The sequence below is a fragment of the Nibribacter koreensis genome (genome assembly GCF_039541795.1).
Lineage (GTDB): Bacteria > Bacteroidota > Bacteroidia > Cytophagales > Hymenobacteraceae > Nibribacter > Nibribacter koreensis.
In genome coordinates, this window is sequence record NZ_BAABGX010000002.1 from 1,033,362 (window position 1) to 1,058,262 (window position 24,901).

27 protein-coding genes are annotated in these 24,901 nt (G+C 48.2%); 9 read left to right on the forward strand and 18 right to left on the reverse strand.

Annotation, left to right across the window (positions count from 1 at the left end):
• Positions 1 to 13: 13 nt before the first annotated feature.
• From ABD880_RS11665 to ABD880_RS11685, 5 genes are all read left to right on the forward strand, one after another.
• A complete protein-coding gene (locus tag ABD880_RS11665; RefSeq protein WP_345166161.1) occupies positions 14 to 538 on the forward strand; it encodes an ExbD/TolR family protein in 525 nt (174 codons plus the stop codon).
• Positions 538 to 1,359: an energy transducer TonB gene (locus ABD880_RS11670; protein WP_345166164.1), complete on the forward strand. Its 822-nt coding sequence runs from the start codon at positions 538 to 540 to the stop codon at positions 1,357 to 1,359. Before ABD880_RS11665 ends, ABD880_RS11670 begins: the two co-directional genes overlap by 1 nt.
• A 139-nt stretch (positions 1,360 to 1,498) precedes the next feature.
• The gene (locus ABD880_RS11675) at positions 1,499 to 1,756 is read left to right on the forward strand and encodes a hypothetical protein (RefSeq protein ID WP_345166166.1); all 258 of its coding nucleotides are present in this window, start codon (positions 1,499 to 1,501) and stop codon (positions 1,754 to 1,756) included.
• Complete coding sequence (locus tag ABD880_RS11680; protein ID WP_345166169.1) at positions 1,743 to 2,699, forward strand: PstS family phosphate ABC transporter substrate-binding protein; 957 nt, start codon at positions 1,743 to 1,745, stop codon at positions 2,697 to 2,699. Before ABD880_RS11675 ends, ABD880_RS11680 begins: the two co-directional genes overlap by 14 nt.
• Before the next feature lie 46 nt (positions 2,700 to 2,745).
• Positions 2,746 to 4,218: a tetratricopeptide repeat protein gene (locus ABD880_RS11685; protein WP_345166171.1), complete on the forward strand. Its 1,473-nt coding sequence runs from the start codon at positions 2,746 to 2,748 to the stop codon at positions 4,216 to 4,218.
• Positions 4,219 to 4,326: 108 nt separating this feature from the next.
• Here the strand turns inward: ABD880_RS11685 and ABD880_RS11690 are convergent, their stop codons facing one another.
• From ABD880_RS11690 to ABD880_RS11750, 13 genes are all read right to left on the reverse strand, one after another.
• Positions 4,327 to 5,391 (reverse strand): RluA family pseudouridine synthase, encoded by a 1,065-nt coding sequence (locus ABD880_RS11690; protein WP_345166173.1) that lies wholly within the window; start codon positions 5,389 to 5,391, stop codon positions 4,327 to 4,329.
• Between the two features lie 93 nt (positions 5,392 to 5,484).
• Positions 5,485 to 6,039, reverse strand: coding sequence for an OmpH/Skp family outer membrane protein (locus ABD880_RS11695; RefSeq protein ID WP_345166175.1), 555 nt, complete (start codon positions 6,037 to 6,039; stop codon positions 5,485 to 5,487).
• Positions 6,040 to 6,106: 67 nt separating this feature from the next.
• Positions 6,107 to 6,793 carry an OmpH/Skp family outer membrane protein gene (locus ABD880_RS11700; protein WP_345166177.1) on the reverse strand — a complete coding sequence of 229 codons (687 nt, stop codon included), beginning with the start codon at positions 6,791 to 6,793 and terminating at the stop codon, positions 6,107 to 6,109.
• Between the two features lie 17 nt (positions 6,794 to 6,810).
• Positions 6,811 to 9,339, reverse strand: a complete 2,529-nt coding sequence (gene bamA, locus ABD880_RS11705; RefSeq protein ID WP_345166179.1) for an outer membrane protein assembly factor BamA — start codon at positions 9,337 to 9,339, stop codon at positions 6,811 to 6,813.
• Positions 9,339 to 10,091 (reverse strand): undecaprenyl pyrophosphate synthase, encoded by a 753-nt coding sequence (gene uppS / locus ABD880_RS11710; protein ID WP_345166181.1) that lies wholly within the window; start codon positions 10,089 to 10,091, stop codon positions 9,339 to 9,341. Before uppS ends, bamA begins: the two co-directional genes overlap by 1 nt.
• Positions 10,092 to 10,181: 90 nt before the next feature.
• Positions 10,182 to 10,853: a type IX secretion system protein PorG gene (gene porG, locus ABD880_RS11715; RefSeq protein ID WP_345166184.1), complete on the reverse strand. Its 672-nt coding sequence runs from the start codon at positions 10,851 to 10,853 to the stop codon at positions 10,182 to 10,184.
• A gap of 90 nt (positions 10,854 to 10,943) precedes the next feature.
• The gene (locus ABD880_RS11720) at positions 10,944 to 11,882 is read right to left on the reverse strand and encodes a DUF6089 family protein (RefSeq protein ID WP_345166187.1); all 939 of its coding nucleotides are present in this window, start codon (positions 11,880 to 11,882) and stop codon (positions 10,944 to 10,946) included.
• Between the two features lie 123 nt (positions 11,883 to 12,005).
• Entirely contained in the window at positions 12,006 to 12,884 is an 879-nt protein-coding gene (locus ABD880_RS11725; RefSeq protein WP_345166189.1) for an NAD kinase, read from the reverse strand.
• Between the two features lie 52 nt (positions 12,885 to 12,936).
• Entirely contained in the window at positions 12,937 to 13,602 is a 666-nt protein-coding gene (locus ABD880_RS11730) for a CBS domain-containing protein (protein WP_345166191.1), read from the reverse strand.
• Positions 13,599 to 14,363 (reverse strand): alpha/beta fold hydrolase, encoded by a 765-nt coding sequence (locus ABD880_RS11735; RefSeq protein ID WP_345166193.1) that lies wholly within the window; start codon positions 14,361 to 14,363, stop codon positions 13,599 to 13,601. The genes ABD880_RS11730 and ABD880_RS11735 overlap by 4 nt, the downstream gene beginning before the upstream one ends.
• A 39-nt stretch (positions 14,364 to 14,402) precedes the next feature.
• Positions 14,403 to 14,975, reverse strand: a complete 573-nt coding sequence (locus tag ABD880_RS11740) for an anthranilate synthase component II (protein WP_345166195.1) — start codon at positions 14,973 to 14,975, stop codon at positions 14,403 to 14,405.
• A gap of 82 nt (positions 14,976 to 15,057) precedes the next feature.
• Complete coding sequence (locus ABD880_RS11745; protein WP_345166197.1) at positions 15,058 to 15,552, reverse strand: CvpA family protein; 495 nt, start codon at positions 15,550 to 15,552, stop codon at positions 15,058 to 15,060.
• A 27-nt stretch (positions 15,553 to 15,579) separates the two neighbouring features.
• Positions 15,580 to 16,041, reverse strand: coding sequence for a GatB/YqeY domain-containing protein (locus tag ABD880_RS11750; protein WP_345166199.1), 462 nt, complete (start codon positions 16,039 to 16,041; stop codon positions 15,580 to 15,582).
• A gap of 125 nt (positions 16,042 to 16,166) precedes the next feature.
• On the opposite strand from ABD880_RS11750, the gene ABD880_RS11755 reads away from it, so the two are divergent.
• From ABD880_RS11755 to ABD880_RS11770, 4 genes are read left to right on the forward strand one after another with little or no spacing between them, the layout of a single operon-like run.
• Positions 16,167 to 16,883, forward strand: a complete 717-nt coding sequence (locus ABD880_RS11755) for a pyridoxine 5'-phosphate synthase (protein ID WP_345166201.1) — start codon at positions 16,167 to 16,169, stop codon at positions 16,881 to 16,883.
• A gap of 58 nt (positions 16,884 to 16,941) precedes the next feature.
• Positions 16,942 to 17,520 carry a PH domain-containing protein gene (locus tag ABD880_RS11760; RefSeq protein ID WP_345166204.1) on the forward strand — a complete coding sequence of 193 codons (579 nt, stop codon included), beginning with the start codon at positions 16,942 to 16,944 and terminating at the stop codon, positions 17,518 to 17,520.
• A 40-nt stretch (positions 17,521 to 17,560) separates the two neighbouring features.
• Complete coding sequence (locus ABD880_RS11765; protein WP_345166206.1) at positions 17,561 to 18,328, forward strand: alpha/beta fold hydrolase; 768 nt, start codon at positions 17,561 to 17,563, stop codon at positions 18,326 to 18,328.
• Positions 18,303 to 19,043, forward strand: coding sequence for an SAM-dependent methyltransferase (locus ABD880_RS11770; protein ID WP_345166208.1), 741 nt, complete (start codon positions 18,303 to 18,305; stop codon positions 19,041 to 19,043). Before ABD880_RS11765 ends, ABD880_RS11770 begins: the two co-directional genes overlap by 26 nt.
• A 351-nt stretch (positions 19,044 to 19,394) precedes the next feature.
• Here ABD880_RS11770 and ABD880_RS11775 read toward each other — a convergent pair whose 3' ends face one another.
• The 5 genes from ABD880_RS11775 to dut all read right to left on the reverse strand — a co-directional run bounded on the left by ABD880_RS11775 (position 19,395) and on the right by dut (position 24,896).
• Positions 19,395 to 20,762, reverse strand: a complete 1,368-nt coding sequence (locus tag ABD880_RS11775; RefSeq protein WP_345166211.1) for a murein hydrolase activator EnvC family protein — start codon at positions 20,760 to 20,762, stop codon at positions 19,395 to 19,397.
• 34 nt (positions 20,763 to 20,796) lie between these two features.
• Positions 20,797 to 21,555, reverse strand: a complete 759-nt coding sequence (gene lolB1 / locus ABD880_RS11780) for a lipoprotein insertase outer membrane protein LolB1 (protein ID WP_345166214.1) — start codon at positions 21,553 to 21,555, stop codon at positions 20,797 to 20,799.
• Complete coding sequence (locus ABD880_RS11785) at positions 21,548 to 23,308, reverse strand: tetratricopeptide repeat protein (protein ID WP_345166217.1); 1,761 nt, start codon at positions 23,306 to 23,308, stop codon at positions 21,548 to 21,550. The genes lolB1 and ABD880_RS11785 overlap by 8 nt, the downstream gene beginning before the upstream one ends.
• 18 nt (positions 23,309 to 23,326) lie before the next feature.
• The gene (locus tag ABD880_RS11790) at positions 23,327 to 24,334 is read right to left on the reverse strand and encodes a sugar phosphate nucleotidyltransferase (protein WP_345166220.1); all 1,008 of its coding nucleotides are present in this window, start codon (positions 24,332 to 24,334) and stop codon (positions 23,327 to 23,329) included.
• A 115-nt stretch (positions 24,335 to 24,449) separates the two neighbouring features.
• Entirely contained in the window at positions 24,450 to 24,896 is a 447-nt protein-coding gene (dut, locus tag ABD880_RS11795) for a dUTP diphosphatase (RefSeq protein WP_345166223.1), read from the reverse strand.
• Between the last annotated feature and the right edge of the window lie 5 nt (positions 24,897 to 24,901).

Below are 24,901 nucleotides of genomic sequence, written 5' to 3' on the forward strand. Positions count from 1 at the left end.
CTAAGCTAACGACATGGCAGAAGTACAACAGCAAGGCGGCGGCGAAGAAGGCGGTAAGAAACGGGCCAAAAAAATGTCAACTCGTATTGACATGACACCTATGGTGGATTTGGGCTTTCTCTTGCTAACATTCTTCGTAATGACAACCACGCTTGCCAAGCCGCAAACGATGGAGATTAACATGCCTGTTAAGCCTAAAGATGATGCAGACCGGAATGAATTGAAGGCCTCAAACGCTTTCACCATTCTCATTGGCGACAATGACAAGGTTTATTATTACAAAGGCTTGAACAATGGCACAGACCCAGTTGATTTGATTGAATCAGATTGGTCTAAAAACGGGATTCGCAAAGCAGTTTTAGAATCTACCCAAGCTAATCCTAACTTGGTGGTTCTAATTAAGCCAGATGAAACTTCTACGTACAAGAACGTGGTGGATGTCTTGGATGAGATGACCATTACCAGTACCAAGAAGTATGCAATTGTGCCCATGGACAATGCAGATGCCACATTACTTACAGAAAAAGGAGGTAGATAATGGACAATAGCAATTATTTAGCTACCGCGTCTCTTGACGACATGGTCTTTGAAGGCCGTAACAAAGAGTACGGTGCGTATCGCCTTCGTAAGATTTACAACAACCATATAAACAGAGGTATTGTCATTGCAATAGCTCTGTCTGTATTGGCCTTAGGTGCTCCAGTGGTAAGAAAAGCACTTTTTGGCGAGAGCGACGTTGTAAAGGCCCCACCAAAAATCACAGTAGTGGACTTAGAAGCGCCACCATCTGTAGAGAAAGTGGTTCCGCCACCGCCGCCACCGCCAGATGCGCCACCACCGCCACCGCCCGTGCGTTCAACTGTAAAGTTCACGCCACCGGTTGTAAAACGTGACGAAGAAGTGCGTCAGGAAGAGATTCCAGACCAAGACCAACTAAAAGAGGTAGACGCTGGTACTGTTACTGTAAAAGGTGACAACAACGCGCCGCCAACCCTAGAAGGTATTGACGAAGGCACTGGCCCAGTAGAAGAGGTTTTTGAGAACAAAGTATATGTAGCGGTAGAAAAGATGCCTGAATTCCCGGGCGGACAAGAAGCCATGTACAAATACCTTCAGAAAAACTACCGCGTACCGTCTGCCGCTTTGCGCGCAGGTGTTGAAGGTACTGTAGTTCTCTCTATTGTAGTAGGCCCATCAGGAGAAGTATCTGACGTACAAATCTTGAAGAAGCTTGGTTATGGATTAGATGAGGAAGCTGTCAGAGTAGTGAAGAGCATGCCGAAATGGAATCCAGGTGAGCAGAACGGACGTAAGGTTTCTGTGAAGTACACAATCCCTTACCGTATTGCCATCAAATAATTAGTTCAGCACAACGCTGAAAGGCTTACCCAACTCCGGAAATAAACTAAGCCACGGCATGGTTTGTTTCCGGAGTTCTTTTTTAACCAGCAGCATAACAGCCACTTATTTGAATTATCAAATAAAACGTATAACCACTATGGAGAATTACCAACGACCTGCCAGACCAGAACTCCCTAAAAAGTCTTCTGCCTTAAAATATGCATCCATGTTTATGGCTTTGGTGTATTTGGCCATAGGGGTGTACATCTTTTTCTCTGGCCCGGAACAACTAAGGATTTCACAGAACAGCAAATACATCTTTGGTGCCATGCTGTTCTTCTACGGTTTGTTTAGATTTGTGAGAAGCTATCAACTCTACTACAAGAAACCTACCAGAAGAGATGAAGAAGTATAGTCTTTTATCCTGCATTGGGCTCATTGCGTTTGCGTGCACCTTTGTGTCCTGCAACCAAGGCGGGTCCTCCCCTACAGACACTGCAACGTCTGGTGAGATAAAAATTGGAGTGGATGAATCATTCGCCCCTATTCTAGAATCTCATATTGACACCTTCATGGGCCTGTACAAGTATGCCAAGATAAACCCGGTGTACCAATCTGAAGGAAAGGTTATGGAGGCGCTTCTGCAAGACAGCATACGTCTGGCAGTAGCCACCCGCCGTCTTACCCAAGAAGAGAAAGACGCCTTTGCTCGTGAGAAAATCACTCCTACGGTCATTCACATTGCCACAGACGGCATTGCCCTCATCATTAACAAGGCCAATACAGACACTACCCTTACTTTACAGCAGGTGCGGGACATCTTTACTGGCAAGTTCAAGGATTGGAGCCAAGTGAGCGGCGCCCAGGCCAAGGGCCCCATTACCATTGTCTTTGACAACAGCAATTCCAGCACGGCACGGTACATCCTGGACTCTATCAACCTTAAAAAGCCGCTGCCGGCCAATACCTACGCCACCAAGTCTAACAGGAACCTGGTAGACTACATTGCCCAGAACAAAAATGCCATTGGCGTGATTGGAGTGAACTGGATCAGTGACCGAGACGACACCACCACCACTAGCTTTTTGAAAAAGGTAAATGTGGTGGGTATTAGTACTAAAAACGCCCCTACATCCGTTGAGGATTACATACAACCCTATCAGGCCTATCTGGCCCAAGGAACTTATCCACTTACCAGGGAGGTTTTTATCATAAGCCGCGAGGCCAGAACAGGTCTTGGCACAGGTTTTGCATCCTTTGTTTCAGGTGACAAAGGTCAACGCATAGTATTGAAATCTGGATTGGTGCCTGCCTCTATGCCGGTACGCATCGTAGGTTTCTCTGAAGAAGAAGAATAACAGCAGCTTACAACAATTACTTATAACTCTAACCACACACAACACAATGATTAAGAACTGGAAAAAGTATGGGATTTTAGCGGTAGCCTTCTTGCCTACTGCCGGAGTCCTTGCCTATGGTGTAGACGGGCAACGTTCTGGTGAGTTTGAAAATAATGCCCCCTCAGCATACGTAGCATATACCAACCTTATGCAGGACAGCCCTGCCATGGGTTTAGTAAAACAAGGAAAAGAAGCCTTATTGAAAGGTGATGCTGCGGGAGCGCAACAGTTCTTTGACAAAGCCTTGGCCCTTACTAAAAACAAAGATGCCAGTGTGATGGCCGCCATTGGCGAGGCCTATGTAGACGCAGACGCCAAGGACCTATCCCCTGCTATTAAAGTGTTAGAGGAAGCCGTAAAGAAAGACCCTAAGAACGCCTCGGCGTTTGTAGCTTTAGGTGATGCTTACTTAAAGCAGAACAAAGACGGTGGCAAAGCGCTTTCTAATTATGACAAGGCCATTGTAGCCAATCCTAAGTTTGCCAAAGCGCATTTACGCAGAGGGCAGCTATATGGCCAGTCCCGTAACTTTACGGCAGCCAAGGAGTCTTTAGACGCGGCCATTGCCGCAGATGCCAACTATGCACCCGCGTACCTAGAATTTGCAGAGCTGTACTATCGTGCAGACCAGTTACCTAAGAGCGCCGAGTATATCAAGAAATACGTGACCATGGCAGAGAATACGCCAGAAACACGTGCCAAGTATGCTTCAATCCTTTACCTAACCAAAGACTATACCGCAGCGCAGGCTGAGATAGACAATACGTTGAAGGTAGATCCAAACAACATTGCCATGAATCGTTTAAAGGGCTACATTTTAGTAGACACCAAACAAAACGAGAAGGCGTTGGAGGCCATGACTGCCTACTTTAATAAGTATGATGAGTCTAAGCGCATCCCTTCTGACTATGAGTACTATGCCAATGCCTTGGTAGCCAACAACAAAAACCAGGAGGCTGTAGACCTAATCATGAAGGCAAAGCAGGTAGACCCAAAGAATGCTTTATACGATGACCTCTTGGCCAAGCAGTATACCAAGCTTAAAAACTATCCTAAGGCTATTGAGTCATACAAAGCCAAGTTTAGCACCACGCCGCCAACCAATACAGACTTGTTCTATTTTGGTCAGGCCCATGAGCTGAACAACCAGTTCCAGACTGCTGACAGCATCTACACCATCATTACCACCAAGAACCCTAACTATGCCTATGGCCACTTCTGGAGAGCCCGCGCCAATGCATATCTAGACGCGGAAAGCACCCAAGGTCTGGCCAAGCCCCACTATGAGAAGTTCATTGAGCTCACCTCTGGTGACAAGGAGAAGTACAAGAAGGATTTGGTGATTGCCAACAACTACTTAGGGTACTACTACTACCAGAAGAAAGACAAAGCCAACGCCACTAAATACTGGCAAGAGGCTCAGGCTTTAGACCCAACTAACGCAGATGCCATCAATGGCTTGAAAGCCCTTAAGTAATAACTACATACTCCTTATCAAAAAAGGGTTGCTCTTATATTGAGCAACCCTTTTTTATGGTCTTGTCGTTTTTGGCCTGTTTCTTGGAAAATAAGCCGAAAACGAAAGCTATTGTTGTGTTCTCTCCTCTAAAAGCTTTCCATACTGTCGCCATTTAGCCAACCCTGCTCCAAAGTCTTCTGGCAGCTCAGATTCAAACAAGAGGAACTCATGCGTTCTAGGATGAATAAAACCCAATGATTTAGCATGCAAAGCCTGTCTGGGCAAGGCGTCAAAGGTATTCTGCACAAACGCCTTGTAAGAGCCGGTATGCTGTCCCTTTAAAATCTTATCACCGCCATAGGTAGCATCATTGAACAAAGGATGGCCCAAGTACTTCATGTGCGCCCGTATCTGGTGCGTGCGGCCCGTCTCCAGGTTACACTTAAGCAGGCTACAATAGCCAAAGCTCTCTAAGACCTCATAATGCGTCACTGCGTGCTTGCCAAAGTCACCTTCTGGGTACACGGCCATTACCTTCCGGTCTTTGGCGCTTCTTCCAATATGACCAGTGATGGTGCCCTTGTTTTGCGCAGGAACTCCCCATACCAACGCATAATAAGTGCGTTCAATGGAGTGGTCATAGAACTGCCTAGCCAGGTGTGCCATGGCCAGCTCTGATTTGGCTATTACCAGCAACCCTGACGTGTCTTTGTCTATGCGATGCACCAAACCCGGTCTAATCTCGCCATTGCGGCTAGTGGGCAGATTTTGCAGGTAAAACACCAATCCGTTGACCAGAGTACCAGACCAGTTATTGTAGGCAGGGTGCACCACCATACCGGCAGGTTTGTTTACTATCAAGAGATCCTCGTCCTCAAAAACTATGTTCAAGGGAATATCTTCTGGCACTACGTCTGTGTCACGGGGTGGGTCTGCCAGCGTAATGGTGATCACATCCAGAGGCTTTACCTTGTAGCTGGCTTTTATGGCTTGGTTGTTCACACGCACAGACTCGGCTTTGATGGCTTCCTGCAGCTTGTTGCGCGTTACGTTAGGCAGACGGTCCATCAAGAACTTATCTACCCGTAACAAAGCCTGCCCCTTGTCCACCACAATGCGGTGGTGTTCAAAGAGATCGTCAGAATCTAGGCTGTTGCCGGTTTCATCTTCCTGGTCCAGAGAAGAGATCATGTCGTTTTTGGCTTGTTTTGGTGAAAATAGGCAAAAAACGGAAAAGCCGATGGTGCTTATCACCATCGGCTTTTCCGTTAAAGAAAGTCCAGCTTAGTTCTTTTTCTTAACTGGCGTGGTAGGCTTGGCAGGCGTGGCGGCTGGCTTAGCAGTTGAAGCGGCTGGGCTAGCAGGTTTAGCACCCGGCGTTACGCCTAGTTTCTTCAATACCAAGTCCGTGAAGTTGTTTCCATCCTCTGGTCCGTACAACAGCGCCTCTGCGGTAAAGATGTGCGTATAGCCGTTTTCTTTGGCAACGTCATCAATTGCCTTTTGAATCTTGTTCATTACAGGCTCAAGGGCAGTCTGCTCTTTTTTCTGCAAAGAAGCGTCAGCGTTGCGCTGGAATTCTTCAATAGAAGAACGCAACGAAGTCAACTCTTTCTCTCTATCTGCTCTGATTACGTCTGTCATAGTTTGAGCGCCTTTGTTATAAGCCTCTAACTTGCCTTGGTAATCTCTCACTTTATTCTGTAGTTCTTTCTCCAACTGGCCGCTGTGCGCTTTCAAATCAGACTCGATCTGACGGCTTTCTGGCAACTGGCTGATAATGTAGTTTGCGTTGGTGTACCCAATTTTAACGGTTCCCGTCTGTGCAAATGAAGCCATGCTTACGCATACAAAAGCGGCCACCAACAGAGATTTCAGTTTGTTCATTGTACGTTACTTTGTGTGTTTAATTGTTTTTCTTTTTAACTGGCGGCTTTTTAGTGCCGGAGGCAGGTTTGGTGTTCTTAGAAGGCGATTTCTCTGTGGCCGCCTCAGGCAACGGAGGTATGTCTTCTGGTTTGTCTATCAAAGCATCTGCTGGTCTGGCGCCCTGTGAATTGGCTTCTTTAGAAGCCAGTCCCAGTTCCTCTAGCACATACTCAGTGTAATCATGACGCGGGTCTGTGTACAGCATAACCACGTCTCTGGATGACTTGTCAAATATAAAGCTCAGTCCTTTTTGCCTTACCACCTTCTCAACGGCTTCAAACAGTTGGTCTTGGGCAGGTCTTATCATTTCCTCACGCTTTTTGAACAGGCTTCCTTCAAACCCGAACATCTTGCGCTGGTACTCCCTAACTTCGTTTTCCTTCTTGGTAATCTCATCCAAGCGCTTGGTCTTCATCTCTGAGGTAAGCAGAATCTCTTCAGCCTGGTAGGCCTTCCTGAGTTTCTCCACCTCAGCGCGCATGTTCTCAATTTCCTTTTGCCAGGCAATAGACAATTTATCTACCTCTGTCTGGGCATTGGCATACGCAGGCATCTTCTGCAAGATAAACTCAGAGTCAATATAGCCGAACCGTTGCGCAAAGGAAGTCTGACTGCCCAATGTGAACAGTGTGATTGCTAGTAGAAACCTGAGCGTACTTTTCATGCTGTCTCTTCTTTTGTTTACCTAATCTGCTGTCCAATCATAAAGTGGAACTGACCACCGTTGGCATTAGGTTGTCCTGGCACGGTATCTAAGCCCCAACCATAGTCAAACCCTAACAACCCGAAGGCTGCCATGAACACTCTGGCTCCTACCCCTACAGAACGATACAATTTGAATGGATCATATGTCCGCATGCTAGGGAAGTTGTTACCGGCCTCGGCAAAGGCCAACACATAAACCGTAGCTGCTGGGTTTGGAGACACCAGGTAGCGCAACTCAGACACGTATTTGTTGAAGGCCACCCCACCCGCAGAAATCTGGCCATTGGCAGACAGCGGCGTAATACTTTCATCTTCGTATCCACGCAGACCTACGTAGTCAGTGGCTACTATAAACGAACCACCTCCTAAACCAGAGCCTCCTAGTTTAAATCTTTCAAACGGCCCAATAGTTCCTTTTGAACTATATGATCCAATAAAGCCAAAGTGCGCTCTTGTATTCAATACCAAATTTCCTGCCAAAGTGTGAAACCATGAGGCATCTGCCATCCATTTATGGAATTCTATCCATTGGAAGGAGTTTGTCTGGCCTTTAAACAAGGAATATGGAGGCGTCAAAGTGGCTGTTAAGCTCAATGCAGCCCCAGATCTGGTAAAGGTTGGATTGTCTATGCTGTTTCTGGAGAAGCCTGTGATAAAAGAAAAATTGTTAGCGTCTTTTATCTGGTCTGCCTCTGGATAGCCCCTAAAAATGGTGGAGCCGTTGCTCATGTTGTAGCGGTAATAAGACAGAGAGTTACTTAAGCTGAAGTAATCATCTGGCCATCTTAATCTACGACCCAAGTTCACAGACACCCCATTGATGTCAATATAGGCCTCACGCTGCTGGTTGAACTCGTCTAAATCATTGAATCTTTGAATAGACTTGCTCAAGCTCACGGTCAAGGAGTTTGGTCTGCGGCCGCCCAACCATGGCTCTGTGAAAGAGAGTGAGTAAGACTGGTAGCGCTTACCATTGGCTTGAATGTTCAAGGCCAGACGCTGACCGTCACCAGACGGTACGGGACGCCATTGCTTAAAGTCACCTGCTTTGCGCAAAGAGAAGTTGTTGAGCACTAGACCCACGGTACCTACGGCACCCAAGCCACCGCCCCAACCACCAGACAAGGTTATCTGGTCATTTGGCCGCTCCTCTACAGAATATTGAATATCAACGGTTCCGTTGGCTGGATTAGGGATTGGGTTCATGCCAATGTTCTCTGGGTCAAAATACCCTAGGGCGGCAATCTCGCGCTGTGATCTAATCAAGGCCGCACGGCTAAAGTTCTGTCCCGGCAGCGTACGCAGTTCACGCAAAATCACGTGGTCGCTGGTCTTGGTATTGCCAGATACACTCACGGAGTTGATTTTGGCTTGAGAACCTTCGCTCAACCGCATCTCAATGTCTATAGAGTCACCTTCTACCGCCACCTCTACGGGTTCAATCTGGAAGAACAGATAACCATCATCCATATAAAGCGAGGTTACGTCAGACTCATTTGGGTTGTAGTTCAGACGTTTGTCCAGTTCTTCTTTGTTATAGACATCACCTTTCTGTAAACCTAGCACTCTGCTCAGGTAGGCGTCATCATACAAGTAGTTACCGTTCCAGGTAATGTTGCGATAATAGTATTTAGACCCCTCATCAATGACTAGCTTTATGCCAATACGGTCATCACTGATTCTATAAATTGAATCTGACACGATGGTGGCATCACGGTAGCCCTGCGTATTGTAATAGTCAATCAGAAGCTTTTTGTCGTCCTCAAATTTGGCCTGCTGAAACTTGCCGCTGGTAAACAGTTTGTAGAATTTCTTCTCTTTGGTGTCTTTCAGTTTCTTTTTGAGCTTGCTGTCTTTAATGGCTTCGTTGCCTTCAATATTCAGCTCAGCAATTTTCACTTTCTCGCCCTTGTTAATCTGTATGTCCAGAGAAACGCTGTTGGCAATGATGGAGTCTGGGCTTTGCTTGATGGTAGCCTGGGCGTTTAGATAGCCTTTCTCTTGGTAGAATTTCTCAACGGCCGTACGGGTAGAGCTCAACAAAGCGTCTGTCACTACACGTCCCTTGCTCAAAGAGATTTGTTCGGTCAGATCCTCGGCCTGTGATTTGCTGGCACCCGTAAACTCAAACCTTGAAAGGCGTGGGCGCTCCGTTAAGAAGAAGTCCAAGAAAATCTTGTTCCCCTCAATACTGGTGGCACGCACATCTACGCCGCCCAAAATGCCTTGGTCCCATAATTTCTGGATGGCAAAGCCAATGTCCTCACCAGGTACGGTGATCTCATCTCCTATATCTAACCCTGTCAAGGAGATAAGCGTATTAGGGTCTAAGAATTTAGCACCGCTTACCGTGATACCCCCAATGGTGTATCTTTTAGGATTGCTGTAATCTAACGTAGAAGGAGATTGCTGTTGTGGGGTGCTTCTGCCAACGCCAAGCCTTACTTGTGCTGCTGCCGCATTAGACATTACTAATAGGCATAACAGCCAGAAATACTTACTCATTAAGAATTTGCTTTTTGTAATTGTTCACTTGTTTTCCCAAAACGGCGCTCCCGTTGTTGGTAGGCAAGTATGGCTTCATATAAGTGTTCTTTCCTGTAATCTGGCCATAACAGTTCTGTGATGTACAACTCTGTATAGGCTAACTGCCAAAGCAGGAAATTACTGATTCTTTGTTCTCCGCTGGTTCTAATCAATAAACTGGGGTCTGGCATACCTGCAGTAGCCAGATACTTCTCCACAGTCTGTTCTGTGATTTGCTCAGGATTTATTTCACCTGCTTGTACAGCCTTTGCTATTTGCTGTACCGCATTGGTAATGTCCCACCTGCCGCTGTAGCTTAGCGCTAGCACCAACGTCATTCTGGTATTCTGATTGGTCTTGGCAATTGCCTCTTGCAGTTGCTTTCTACAGGAATTGGGCAGAGAGGCCGTATCTCCAATAGCCTGCAACCTGATGTTATTCTTATTAAGCGTAGCCGTCTCCTTACTGATGGTGCTTACCAGCAGTTGCATCAAGGCTTCTACCTCTTGCTTTGGTCGTGACCAGTTCTCCGTAGAAAAAGCGTACAGCGTCAGGTATTCCACTCCCAGCTCAGCTGAGGCTTCTACCGTTTCGCGTACCGCAGTGATGGCGTTTTGATGTCCAAAGATCCGGAGGTTGCCTTTTTTCTTCGCCCAACGCCCGTTTCCGTCCATGATAACGGCAATGTGTTGTGGCAAATTGCCCAGATCTATCTTTTCCTTTAGGCTCATTAAAAAGAAATTTCAATGCAATTTAGGAAAAGCTTGTCAATATTAGACACACCCCTTCCAGTATACCTTACATTAAAGCATTGATTTCTTTTAAAATAAAGGACAGTTGATTTTATAGAAGGTATAAGACAGGCTCACTCCATTATAGAAATACCAGTCATTGTCATGTGGGTTCATGACCTTTTCATTCTGGTTGGTAAGGTTATCAAACCGGTCTGTCAACAAAAAACGCGCACCAAACTCCACACCTAGGTTTAGTCTATGCGTGAGGGCGTACTTAACGCCCGCTCCAATGGGCACTGCCATGGTAAACGCCGTCTTATAGGGCTCATTATTGCCTCCGTTCTCTGGATACAATATGCTTGGGTTTTGAGCAATGGTTTTGTTGTTGTATGCTAAACCAGCTACGCCCAAGGTAAAGTAAGGCGTCCATCTAATATGACGTCTAAAATCATAGTAATCCAGAAAGTTGTAGTCAAAGCCCACCGCCAGTTCAAGAACACTGGTGGTCACTTCTGCTCTTCTGTAATCTGAGAGAGGCAAGTCTTCATACTGTGTGTCTTTGGCCTTTACCTTCCCGGCTAAAAGACTACCGCGCAATACCAAAGCCCTTGACACGTCTTTCTTATAAAACAGCGTAAGAGCCGGACGGTTGCTTAAGACTCTGTACCGAGGAGACACATCCCCTTTATATGAAATCCCTCCTATGCCCAGCCCAATCTCATTGGTGCTTCTCTCCTGATTCTGCGCAAAAGAGGACATAAAAAAAACACTCCCTATTTGAACCGAAAGGCAAATAAGGAGTGTCCGTAAAATCTGTATTCTCATTTAGTAAAGTTTGGATTCTCCCTATTAACGGAATTTAGGTCCTCTTCGTACTGGTCTCAAGATATAACTTAAGGTAACGCCTGTAGTAATGTACCAGTCATCATCTGTAATGTCACCGCGTTGGTCACCTTTACGTCCATAACCATTTATACGTGGGTACCCACCATCATTAACAATTGGCCCAAAGCCACTCTCTGCGCTTCTATCAGAAAGGATTCTTGCTTCTTCAGATTTCAGGTCAGCTTTATTGGCATAAGTACCGCTCACATCATCTAGGTAATCCGTGAAAGTTTTTCTCCAACCAATCTCAAGCGCGATGTCCCAGCGTTTGTCAATTCTATAACGAGCTCCAATCCCTAAAGGAATAGCAAACTGCACTCTTGAGTAAGGCTCAGGGTAACCATCCCCGTCAGCATATTGCCCCTCTGTGCCTAATGGCTGTAGTTCATACCAACCTGTAGCAATCTTTCCGCCATCATAATAAGCCTTTGGGTTATGATGCAACACAGCAACCCCGCCAAATACATACGGTGTAAAATCTGGACGACGCAGGTAAGAACGACGGTTCTCAAACAAGTCAACGATACCTACTACGCTCAGCTCTTTGATATCATTTCTAAAGCTGAGGTTACGCTTAAATCTTGGCGCATTCTCTTCTTCATCTGGCGAGGCACTTTTGGCATCATCACCGGTAATACGGCCCCAGCTGAAAGAACCACGCGCTGAAATTCTTGGAAAGAACCTTCTGGTATAGCTCACGGCTAAGCTTGGACGAGTGGATTTTAAACGCAGACTGGTAAAATCTGCCTCTGGCGTCACATCACCAAAATAGTTCATGGCATTTAAGCTCACACCCACAGAATTATATCTGTTTCTGGTTCTAAAGCGTTGAGCCTCTGCATCCTGTGAAAACGCAATACTAAGGGTTACTAAAATTAAAAAAGCTGAGAATACGTTTTTCATGCCGTCAAACAATTTGCTGGATTCACTCTAATGGAATTTACACTTGCACTCCAACAGGCAAATTTATAATTTTTTTCTACATAAAGATCAGCTATATACACAAAATATATGTATAAATGGTTGTTATCCATTTCGTTGATCTAAGCCCCAATGCATTTTAGTGCGCAACGTGGTTAAAAAATTAACCTGGTTAAGCTTCACCAAACGCGCATTGAAGTCTTCCCGCCTTATGGCCAGTTGGATGGAAGCATCTACAGGTCTGGACCTGGAATCCAAAGAAACCAGATACTTGGTGCTCCTCCCTTCTATCTCAAAAGAAATGACGCTCCTGTCTGACACCACCAAAGGGCGGACATTCAAATTATGAGGACATACGGGAGACACGACAAAATTGTTTGTCTGTGGCATCATTACTGGACCGCCGCAGCTCAGAGAATAGCCGGTAGATCCTGTAGGCGTGGCCACAATCAGCCCGTCTGCCCAATATGAATTCAAATACTCGCCGTCTATGTACGTATGAACGGCAATCATGGAGGAAGTATCTCGCTTTAATATTGAAAATTCATTCAATCCAAAGTTAATCCCCTCAAAAACCTCTTGATCACTATCTAAATGAATAAGCGAACGCTCATCAAACGTATAGTGACCTTTCAATAACGTATCTACCGCCGCATCTAGTTGTGCATAGGGCACAGAGGCCAAAAAACCCAGACGGCCCATGTTTATGCCTAGAATAGGAATTTCCAAAGGCCCTACGTAGGTGACGGCATCCAAGAGAGTACCGTCGCCGCCCAGACTTAACATATAAGAGACGTCCTGCAGGTTGGTCTGCCTATTAAACGTCTCTATTTCTTTGGGGAGAGCAAGATACGGTTGTAATAGCTCTGCAAAATTCTCTGAGATGATGACGGCAATGCCCCGTTGGATCAAGTTATCAAAGAGACGCTTCACATACGGCAGCACCTCATCCTTTACTGGTTTGCCAACTATAGCTATCTTCATAGGGTCTTACAGATGTAGGAATAAGATCTAACTAAGCGAGAAGACAACGCAACTAGACATTTAGGTACCGCATCAACATATCCAGGCGGTCATGGTCTTCATCTGTGTTGCCGGCATCCTGAAACTGGGCTGTGATCTTATACCCAAAGCGCTCTAGCGTGGCTACAATCCTGGTCAGGTCAACGGTATTAATCTTCAAGGTAAGCTTCATCTGAAAAACATCTGCCTCATCTGGGGACACATAAGCGCTCAGAATCTTGGCGTTGTTGGATTCCACCAGACGGCTAATCTCTGATAAGGAATAATCGCGTTCAGCCATGCTCAAGACCAGAATACCGCCCTGCCCCTGTATGGCAGACATTTGCCCGAAGGCCGCGATGGTGTCGCTTACCGTGATGACGCCTAAATACTCCTGTAGTTCATCCAGAACAGGCACTACCTGTACTTTGTTTTTAATGGCCAGTTCCATGACACTGTAAAAGTGCTGGTTCTGTTGTACATGTACGTGCTCAAAATCAAAGGGAATTTGTTCTAAGACTAGGTCAGGATTTTTAGCTTCCAGCACATTGTCTTCGGTGACCAAACCCAGGTACTTCCGGTTTTTGACCACGGGCAGTTGGTTTAGCCTAAACTCCTCCATCCACTTCACCGCCTTCTCCCCAGAGTCAGAGAGTTTTAGCGGAGGCACCATTTGATTTATCAGTTCTTCGGCAATCATAGAGAGGCGGTCTTTATCAGAAATCTATCTAAGATACTGTTAAAGGCCTCTGGATGTTCCATCATGGGAGCGTGACAGCAGTGGTCTATGAAGTGCAGCTCTGAGTTTTGAATGAGCCTGTTGAACTCGTGGGCCACTATGGGCGGCGTGATGGTATCATTCAAGCCCCAGATTAATAAAGTAGGCGCGGTGATTTTACCTAAATCTTTTGCCATGTTGTTGCGCTGGGCAGACTTGGCAATGGAGATGATGCGTAATACTTTGGGATTGCTGTTGGTGATGTCAAACACCTCGTCCACCAGTTCTTTGGTAGCCGTCTCTGGATAATAGAAGGTATACTCCACGCGCTCTTTCACAAATTCATAATTGCCGCGCTTAGGGAAAGAACCACCCATGGAGTCTTCAAACAAACCAGAGCTACCCGTCAAGACAAGACGCTTTACATAGCTAGGGTTTTTAATCGCGTACTCCAAGGCCACGTGTCCGCCTAACGAGTTACCTAAAAGCGTTAATTCTGAAAGATTCTTGAACGCCACAAACTCCTCTACAAACTCTACCAGGCCCGGCACGCTGGCCTGCGGCAAAGGCATTGTATAAAGAGGCATCATTGGGATGACTACCCGGTAATTTTTCTTGAAATGCGACACCACTCCCTGCCAATTACTAAGCGCGCCAAAAAGCCCGTGTAACAAAATCAGCACTTGGCCTTCGCCCTCGTCTATGAATTCAAACCCGCCTTCCTTCTTAATTTCCAGGTCCATGTGTAGAGAATCGGTTGTGGTAATCTTTACTAAAAACTTCTAGTGGGTTGTAATATTAACAATATCTACCCAATTTTTAAGCATAGTGAGCCCATGAGTAGTCAAAGCCGCCTCGGGGTGAAACTGCAACGCATAGAGCGGCAATTGGTTATGCTTAAAAGCCATCAACTCGCCTTCTTGGGTTTGCGCTAAGGGAATCAAGGAAGCCGGAGCTTTAGTGACCACTAGGGAATGGTAGCGCACCACCTGTACCTTTTGGGGCATGTGGGCAAACAGCGGGTCTGGTGCGCAGGTAATCTCAGAGATTTTGCCGTGCATGGGCTTGAGCGCTTTGACTACCTGCCCCCCAAAGAACTGCCCCAAAGCCTGATGCCCCAGACAAATCCCCAGCATGGGCAACCGGTCATGATAGTAGTCAATGACCGCAGGCATGACCCCAGCCTTCTCGGGCGTGCCCGGCCCCGGCGACAGCACAATGCCTTCTAAGGGAAGTTTCTGCAATTCCTCCAGAGATACGTTATTGCGCCGCACTTCCACCTCCACGCCTATCTGTTTAAAATAGTCATAAAGGTTATAAGTAAACGAATCAAAGTTGTCCAGGAGCAGCAGCACGGAATAGATACTGTAAGAAAAGAATTTCCGTTTTTGGCCTCTTTTCCAGAAAACAAGCCAAAAACGGAAATCATATTATTATTTACTGAAGCGCGGTTAAGGCGTCTCTGCCCACCGGAATCACCCATTGCACAAAGGCCCAGGCACTAGGCGCGGCCTCTACATAAAAGGGATACAAGGTAGACTCTTTCACGGTGGCAAAGGCAGTATCTAACCCAGCGTTATTAGCGAAGTATACCAACAAGCACACTGCAAACCCCCACTTAAGCGCCCCGAAAAAAGCACCGCCCAACTTGTCTAACAGCCCCAGGGGCGTGAGGTTGACCGTCTTCTTTAAGAGCAGACCAATGAACCGTACGGCAAACCCAATGGCAATGAACACCAGCAAATAAGGCAGAAACGGCAAGAAACCGGCGCTGTCACCCAGCCATTCATTGATGGTAGGCGAGGCCATGTTCACCAACTTCACCCCGAAGACGATAATGATCACCAGGGCCGCCAAAGAGGCAACTTCTAATATCAAGCCTTTCCACAAACCTCTGATAGCCCCGTAGGCCACCGGAAGAAGCAGAAACATGTCAAACGTGCTCAATCAGGTAAATGCTTAGGCGTTGGTATTGTTTAACAAGGCGCTCACCGCGCTGGAGATGGCTCTGCCGTCGGCTAGACCAGCCAGTTCTCTGGAGGCTACGCCCATTACTTTGCCCATGTCAGAGGGTCCCAAAGCACCCACGCGCTGAATGATTTCCAAAAGACGCTCGCGCAAATCTCCTTCGTCCAATTGCTGAGGCAGGAATTCCTCAATCACAGCCAGCTCAGCCAGTTCTACCTCTTCCAAATCCTGACGGCCCTGGGTGCGGTAAATCTCAGCCGAGTCGCGGCGTTGCTTGGCCGACTTGGTCAACAGTTTCATCTCTGCGTCTGCGGTTAATTCCTCGGCGCCGCCTTTCTCGGTTTCGGCTAAAAGAATTTGGGACTTGATGCTTCTTAGGGCTTGCAGACGGGTTTTATCTTTGGCCAGCATGGCTTGCTTGATACCTGCTTCTACGTTTGCTTTTAAACTCATAGTTAAATTTTGTAAGGCTCTCATAAAGGGAACCGACGTGAGACATCTATTGAACGGCGCCGTCAAATTGTTTTTATCTTTGCCCAGCCCGTATGAGGGTAATGACCAAGTAAAACGTGACAACCATGACGAAACTGAGTGTAAATATAAATAAAATAGCCACGTTGCGGAACGCCCGCGGCGGCAACCGTCCTAATGTTCTTCAAACGGCGTTGGACTGCGAACGGTTTGGCGCGCAAGGCATCACCGTGCACCCACGCCCCGATGAGCGCCACATCCGCTACCAGGACGTGCTGGACCTCAAGCCCGCCGTCACCACCGAGTTCAACATTGAAGGCAACCCCACGCCAGACTTCATCCAACTGGTCCTGAGTGTTAAGCCAGAGCAAGTGACCCTGGTGCCTGATGCGCCCGATGCCATCACCTCCAACGCTGGCTGGGACACTATTAAGCACAAAGACTTTTTGGTAGACATCATCGCGCAGTTTAAAGAGCAAGGCATCCGGACGTCCATCTTCGTGGACCCAGACAACAAGCAGGTAGAAGGCGCCGCCTTGACGGGCACAGACCGCATAGAACTCTATACCGAGGCCTACGCTTCTCAGTACCTAGCAGACCGCGAGAAAGCCGTCGCTCCGTACGCCGAGGCCGCCAAAACAGCCCTGCAATGCAACCTGGGATTGAACGCTGGGCATGACCTAGACCTGGACAACCTTCGTTTCCTGAAGGAGCGCCTGCCCAACCTACAGGAAGTTTCCATTGGCCACGCCTTGATTTGTGATGCCCTTTATTTCGGGCTGGAGAATACCATCCAGCTGTACCTGCGCCAACTCAACTACTAATGCTGGAACTTCCGTTTTTTGCCTGTTTTCTGAAAAGTAGCCCAAAAACGCCACGCGCATGATAGGGACTATCATAAAGATGACGGCCTTTCTGGTGCTGGCGCATTACGTGGTGGGCTTCCTGCTGAAGGTCTTCTCGCGTAAGAGCAAAGTCTACTACCTGGCACCGGCAAGGCAGTTCGGGATGGTGTTCTGGTCCGCCATCGGCACCTGGCTGGGTGCTTCTATCCTGAGTTTGATTCCTAGGGCGCAGACGGATACGTTGCTGGAGAAAAGCTTAGCCGCGGGGATTGGATCTGCCCTGTTGCTGTTCTCGTTGCCTAGCCTGTTCGTGCACTTCCAGTACTGGCGATTTGAGCAGGAAAGCGCGCTGGAACTGGATACCAAAAGCGGAGTAGCCTTGCTGTTGCGTCCTGGCCAGCGGTATTACTTAGACGCCGCCCAAGTGCACGCGGTACAGGAGACCAAGTGCAGTTCTAACAGCTTTTTTTGGAGCCCTTACAAGTACCTGACGCTGACGCTAGCCGACGGTAGCCAACTTATTATAACGTCACTGCTGATTGATGTAGAACAATTGAAGGCACTTTGGCCCCGCGCCGCGTATTCTGTAAAAACGAAATTCATCTGTTTTCTGTAAAACAGGCCAAAAACGATACTTCCCTATAAACACAATTCATATGGAATTACACTACCGCACTATGGGCGAAGGTTCGCCGCTCATCATCTTACACGGTCTCTTTGGCACCTCAGACAACTGGCAGACCTTGGGCAAGCAGTTCTCTGAGACGCATAAAGTGTACCTATTAGACCTGCGCAACCACGGTCGCTCCCCTCATTCAGATGAGTTTTCTTACCAGTTGATGACCAATGACCTGGCTGAATTTATTGAACAGCACAACATCCAAGACCCTATCATCCTGGGGCATTCCATGGGCGGAAAAGTGGCTATGAATTTTGCCGTACAGTACCCAGACAAGCTCTCTAAGTTGATTGTCGCGGACATTGCTCCCAAAGCCTATCCGCCGCACCATGACGCTATTCTGGAAGGTCTACGCTCCATTGACCTGAACACTTTACAAAGCCGCAATGACGCAGATGCCATCTTAGCCCAGAAGGAAAGCGACGTGGGTACGCGCATGTTCCTGCTCAAGAACCTGTACCGCAAAGAGGACAACACCTTCGGCTGGCGCCTGAACATTGACGCCATTGAAGCCAACCTGCCCGGCATCCTGGATGAAGTAGTCTCAGACACGCCTTTCAACAAACCCACGCTGTTTATAAGAGGCGGCAACTCCCGTTACATCAAGCCAGAACAGGACACCGCAGAAATTCAAAAGCTGTTCCCGCAGGCACGCATAGAAACCATTGAAAACACGGGCCACTGGCTACACGCCGAAAAGCCCCAAGAGTTCTTTGCCATTGTCAACCAATTCCTACAAGCTTAAGATGAGCGCCAAAGGCACCTTATTTCTCATCCCTACGGTCTTAGCTGAGGACACCGCCAATGCCGTCATCTGCCGTCAGGTGGCCGAAGTGACTGCGCAGTTGAAGTACTTTATGGTGGAGAACGCCCGCACGGCTCGCCGCTACATCAAGTCCATTGCACCTACGCAGGTTATTGAAGAACTGCAGATTACGGTCATAGACAAAGACTCCTCAGATACAGAACTGTCGGCGGCGTTAAAGCCGTTGCTGGCAGGACAAGACGGCGGCGTAGTATCTGAGGCGGGTTGTCCCGGCGTGGCTGACCCGGGCGCAGAACTGGCTAGATTGGCGCATCAGAATGGCATCAAGGTGGTGCCTTTGGTGGGACCTTCGGCGATTTTGATGGGCTTGATGGCGTCTGGGTTCAACGGGCAGTCCTTCGCGTTCCATGGATACTTGCCTATTGAGAAGTGGGACCGGTTACAGGCTTTGCGCGGACTGGAGAAGGAAATGCAACAGAAAGACCAGACCCAGATTTTCATGGAGACGCCTTACCGTAATCGCCAGATGATTGACGACCTGTTGCAGAACTTGAGCAAGGACACCAAGCTCTGCATAGCCGCCAACATCACTGGCCCCAATGAATTCATCCAAACCAAAACCGTCGCCAATTGGAAAGGCAAAGTGCCTGATTTGCATAAACAGCCCGCAGTTTTTTTGATTTACAAGCGGTAGAAGCTAGAGGTCGTTTTTGGCTTGTTTTCTGGAAAACAGCCCAAAAACGGTGGTAGTGATAAAACAGAAAGGCCGATGCTATTTAAGCATCGGCCTTCTTCTTTGTTTCAAATTTGGATGTAAAATCAATTGGCTATTCCACCAAAACTCTTCCCCAGATTTGTCATCCTGGAAGGACCTTGTGGGCAAGCTAGACAGACGGTGACTAAATGCGTTTTTTGCCTTTTTCTCAAGAAACAGGCAAAAAACGCATTCCAATTTCCCTGCTTCAAACTTGCGGGAGGTGTCTTTTTAATAAGCGCTATTATAGCTTGCCCACAAGGTCCTTCCAGGATGACAAAGAAAGTTGAATTACTTCCGTAACAACCAGCCTTCTGGGTTAAGGTTGGTCTGGTTCTTCCAGATCTGGAACTGCAGTTCTGAGGTGCCTTCTTGGTCTGTGTACACGGTGCCAATCACGTCTTTAGCGTCCAGTTGCTGGCCTTCAGACACGTTCACGCTGCGCAGTTTGGCATACACGGTAAAGTACTCGCCATGCTGGATCATGACAATGTTGTTCATGCCCGGGATGGTCTGTACGGCCAATACTTTACCGCCAAAAATGGTGCGCACCTTCTCATTGGCACCCGTCTGAATATCTAATCCGCGGTTTTCTATCACCACGCCTTTTAACACCGGGTGCGCATGACGCCCGAAGCGTTGTGAGATAAATCCACGTTCTACCGGCCAGGCAAATTTTCCTTTGTTACCGGCAAAGTTAGAAGACACCAGTTCGCCTTCTGGCGTGAGGGCTACTTTGTTACTACTGCGCGGGGCGGCTGGCTCATCATCTGTGTCTGTAGGCACTGGTTTGCCTGCTTTGGCGGCGGCGGCGGCTTCACGGGCGGCCTTGGCTCTAGCGGCGGCCTCAGCGGCGCGGGCTGCACGGGCAATCTCTTCGCGCACTATGTTCTCAATCAACCGGTCTAACTGCTGAACGGCCTTCTGTCTTTTTTCCACCTCCTGCTTAAGCGACTGCTCTTGCAAGCTCAACTGCTGCACCACCTGGTCCTGCTCATCGCGCATGGACAACAGGTTCTTATTCTCCTGTAATTGCACGTCTAACAGGCTCTTTTTCTTCTGTTTCTGAGAAGTAAGTGTAGAAAGGTGCTGGCTTAGGTTCTGCTGGGTTCGTTCAATGGCGGCCGCCTGCTTTTTACGCGCCTCGGTGTACTGGCGCAGATAGCTCATGCGGCGCATCATCTGGTTAAAAGACTTGGACGCGAACAGGAACATTAGCTTGTTGTAGCTGTTGGAGGACTTAGAGGCCGCATAAATCAATTGCGCATACTCCTCCTTCAGACGGGCCAGGTTCATCTGGGTCTCGCCTACCTTCTCCTCGGTGGCACTCAGGTCTTTGTTCAGGTAATTAATCTCTGAGGAGATGTTCCTGATCATGCCCTTCTGCACCGTGATCTTTTCTTTGATAACGTTCAACTGACCTAAAGAGGCCTGTTTCTTTTGAGCGGTCTGTTCTAGAATACGGTTGGCCTCCTGGATGCGGCGCAGGTTCTCCCGCTTTTCGCGCTCTAGTTGCGCTTTGCTTTTAACAGGAGTTTTAGCCGGAGACTTTTTAACGGCCGCCTTGGCGGGTGCCTTCTTTACCGGAGCCTTCTTGATAGTGGTTTTGGCACGCGTGGGCTGCTTCTGCTGGGCGTCAACTCCCAGAGAACCAAGCAATAAAAGAAAGAAAAAAAGAAAAAATGCCCCCCGCCTATTTACGTTCATAGTCCGAAGGTACAGAAAAAGGAAAATCCAGAGAAGTTTCCGATACTGAAACCTGTTTGTGCTTGACCGCCACCACCGTGGTTTTGGCCGAATTTCCTTCTGGTTGTTGAATGGTCAACAGCAAGGCCATAGGGAAAGGCTTGCCGTTCACGTTGTCAAATTCCTGATAGTCCATGGTCATCAGGTCTTTGTTGTTGAGGTTGCGCACCTCTACGCGTTTGAGCTTGTAGCGCGTGGTGTCCACATACTGGTCTACCTGCAGGTTGTTGCGCAGTTGACGCACGTGTTGCACCGGGCCCATGTTCATGTATTTTTCTTTGTTAGGATCACCGGGCACAAAATTACCCACCAGCATGTCCTGCAATTCTTTAAAGTTCACGTCAATCTTATACTTCTCTTGCAAGAGCGCATAAGACCCGGCAAAATATTCCTGCTTAAGCCGATTGACCATAAAAACAGAGTCTGGCGTTATTTTCAAGCGGATTGCCTCAATACCCAGTTTAGACACAGAAGCCCAGATCATTTCATTTTTCTTGAGACGCATGGTCACGTTGGCGCTCAGGTTCTGGCTTTCTAGTTGCACATTGCCTTTGGCGGCCAGGTAACTGTAGTCTGTGTTGACCACGTTGACCTTGTTGATGGTTTCTGGCGTGGTGTCAGAAGACGCGGTGGGAACAATGTCTTTTTTACAGCTTGCAAATAAGAAGAGGGAAACTGCCCAAAGCGTCAGGAACTTGTTATTCATAGAGTTTTTTGTCTTTTATCTTCTTACTGATGACCTGCGAGGCGCCGCCCACCTGGTTGGCCTTGACCCATTGCTTGAGCGCCTGCTCGCGCTGGCCCAGCTGGTAAAGCACGTCACCGTAGTGTTCAATGATGGTGGCATCAGAAGACAGGGATACGGCCTTTTCCAGAATGCGTTTGGCCTCCTGGAAATCTTTCATCTTGTACAGCACCCAGGCATAGGTGTCTAAATACGTGGCATTGTCCGGAAACTGAGACACCAGCACACTGGACATCATTTTGGCCTTGGCCAGGTTCTGGCCGCGCACAGAGAGAAAGTAACTGTAATTATTGAGGGCATGCGGGTTGTTGGGATCCATGGCCAAGACCGTTTCAAAGGCCTGGTCAGACAACTCATACTGCTCTGCGGCATTATAGGCATCGCCTAACTGCATATTAAACTGCAACAATAATTCAGGATTCCCCACAGACAACCTTCTGCCGTACTCCAAAGACTTGGTAGCCTTAGGATAGTTCTTATTAATAAGGTGCGCCGTGCCATTATAGAACCAGAACATGGCTTGGTTGGGGAAGAACTCCAGTGCCTGCTCAGAATGGATGATCAGTGAGTCGGTCTGGTTCATCTCACCGTCCAGCAAGACAATCTGCTGCCAGATCTTGTAGTGCCCCGGGTCTAATTTGACGGCTTTCAGGTAATTGTCTCTTGCGGCTTGCTTGCGGTTGGAGTTGGCGTAAATGTCACCGGCCACGGCAAAGGCCTTGGCCTCGCGCGGGTGTGACTTGGTCGTGAGCTCGGCCAGTTTAATGGCCTGCGCGGCTACCTTCTCATCTGGCAGGCGCCTGATGTAGTCTACCAGAATCTTTACCTTGGTGTCAATGTCCAGCCCGGCATTCCCAAAAGCCAGTTCCAATTGCGCTTCACCTTCGGCCACTTTGCCTTGCTGACGCAAAAGATCGGCCAGCATAAGGCGACCGTAGGCATTGTCTGGGGCAACTTTTAAAGCGCGTTCCGCCATGGCTGTGGCTTCCGGAAACCGCTTGTTGGCGGCCAGCATCTCGGCCTGGGCCAACACATAACGTACTTCCTCGGGGTTCGCCGCAATCAGGTTTTCGCCTTCTTTGAGGGCCTGCGCCAGGTTGTTTTGCTTTAGATAGATTTGCTGTTTCTTGAAAGAGACTTCCTCAATGTAGCCGTACTTCACCTCTATCTGCGCTAAGGTTTTAAGGGCTTCATCTAGACGGCCTTTGGACAAATACAGATCTGTGAGGTTGAACAGGTACTGCTCTGTGTTGGGCAATTCTTGGGTAAGCCGCGCAAACACCTTGATGGCCTCGTCTACCTGTTGTTGGTTGGTATAGATTTGTCCTAACAGTAGATGATAATAGGGGTTGGTAGGCGCCAGTTCTAAGGCTGCTTTGGCGAAGGGCAAGGCCCCGCGGGCGCTTCCTAGCAACAGACTGGTCTCGGCTATCTTGTAATTGACCGCCGCATTGGACGGACTAATAGCGTAGGCCCGCTGGAAACGGTCCAGGGCCTTGGCGTATTCTTCCAGCACGAAGTACTTCATGCCTTCTAGAAAATAGGACTCACTTAGCTGGCCTTCTTGCACGCTTAGGGCAGGCAAAGCTACCGGAGAAGTTGCCTCAACAGCCCCCTCCTTCTGCTTTTTACGGTCAGACTGGGCATAGCCCGACTCTGCCGTAACTACCAACCCGCACAGAGCGGCCACTAATGTGAGTCCTCTTTTCAACATAAAATGTGGTATGCTAATCTAGTCGCGCAGGGTGTTGTAGTCGCCCAAGCTAAGATCTGCCGGTGTTTTCTCATACACAACATGGTTTCCTACCATTGAGTTTGCAATGAGGGCACTTTTAATCTTGCTGTTCTCTTGCACTATGCTGTTACTCAGCACAGAACCGTCTACCTGCGTGTTGTTTCCAATGGAAACGTGCGGACCTATCACTGAATTGTTCAGTACCGCATTTTCTCCAATATAAACCGGCGGAATGATCACCGTGTTGTTCAAGGTAGCGCTGGAAGATACCAAACCCTGCTCATCTTTGATGTACTCAAGATAGCGCTGGTTGGTATACACGGTGGCGTCTTTGTTGCCGCAGTCCAGCCACTCAGAGATAGGGCCTGGTATGAACACAGAACCTTTGCTCTTCATGTTCTCCAGCGCGTTGGTCAACTGGTACTCGCCTTTGTCTTTGATGTCATTGTCCAGCAGGTACTGCAACTCATTGCGCAGGTACTCGCCGTCTTTAAAGTAATAGATACCAATGATGGCCAAGTCAGAGACAAAGTCCTGCGGTTTTTCCACAAACTCCGTGATCTGGCCTTGCTCGTTTAGTTTCACCACGCCAAACGGACGCGGGTCTTCTACTTTCTGCACCCAGATGGTACCCTCGGCAGAGGTGTCTAGTTTGAAGTCTGCTTTGAAAAGGGTGTCTGCAAAGGCTACCACCACGTTGCCTTTCAAGGCGCTCTGGGCGCACAGGATGGCGTGGGCCGTGCCTAATGGTTCTTCCTGGTAATGGATAGTGCCTTTGGCCCCTACAGACTCGGCAATCTTAATCAAGCGGGCCTCCACCTCTGCTCCAAAATGCCCAATGATGAAGGCTACTTCTTCAATAGGCTCCTGGCACACTTTGGCAATGTCTTCTACCAGACGCTGCACAATCGGCTTGCCGGCAATAGGAATCAATGGTTTAGGAACAGTAAGCGTGTGGGGGCGCATGCGTTTGCCCATGCCGGCCATTGGTACTATTATTCTCATAGTATGTAGTGATTTTTGATAGGTAAGTTTGGCCTACGTACGGGCAAGCCAAAATTTAGATTTAAAAAATACGTTTTTGACTTCTTTCTACGAAAACAGGCCAAAAACGGTGAGTTTATTTGGTGCCGGTGCTGCCGTAGCCGCCCGCGCCTCTCTCAGTAGAAGACAGTTCCTCAGCGGCTTGCCAGCTCACGCGCTCATGCCTGGCTACCACCATCTGGGCAATGCGTTCGCCATCTTCTACTACAAAATCAGTATCAGAGAGATTGACCAGCAAGACCTTTATTTCGCCGCGGTAATCTGCGTCAATGGTGCCGGGCGTGTTCACGATGGAAATGCCATGTTTGAAGGCCAGCCCACTACGCGGACGAATCTGAGCCTCGTAGCCTTCGGGCAACTCTATGCTGAGGCCCGTAGAAATGAGGGCGCGTTGCAAGGGCTTTAGCGTAACAGAAGCCTCTAAGTTGGCACGCAAGTCCATGCCAGCAGACTGCTCGGTTTGGTAATGCGGCAAGGGATGCTTGCCTAAATTGATGACTTTAACAGAAAGCGAAGAATTCATAGACA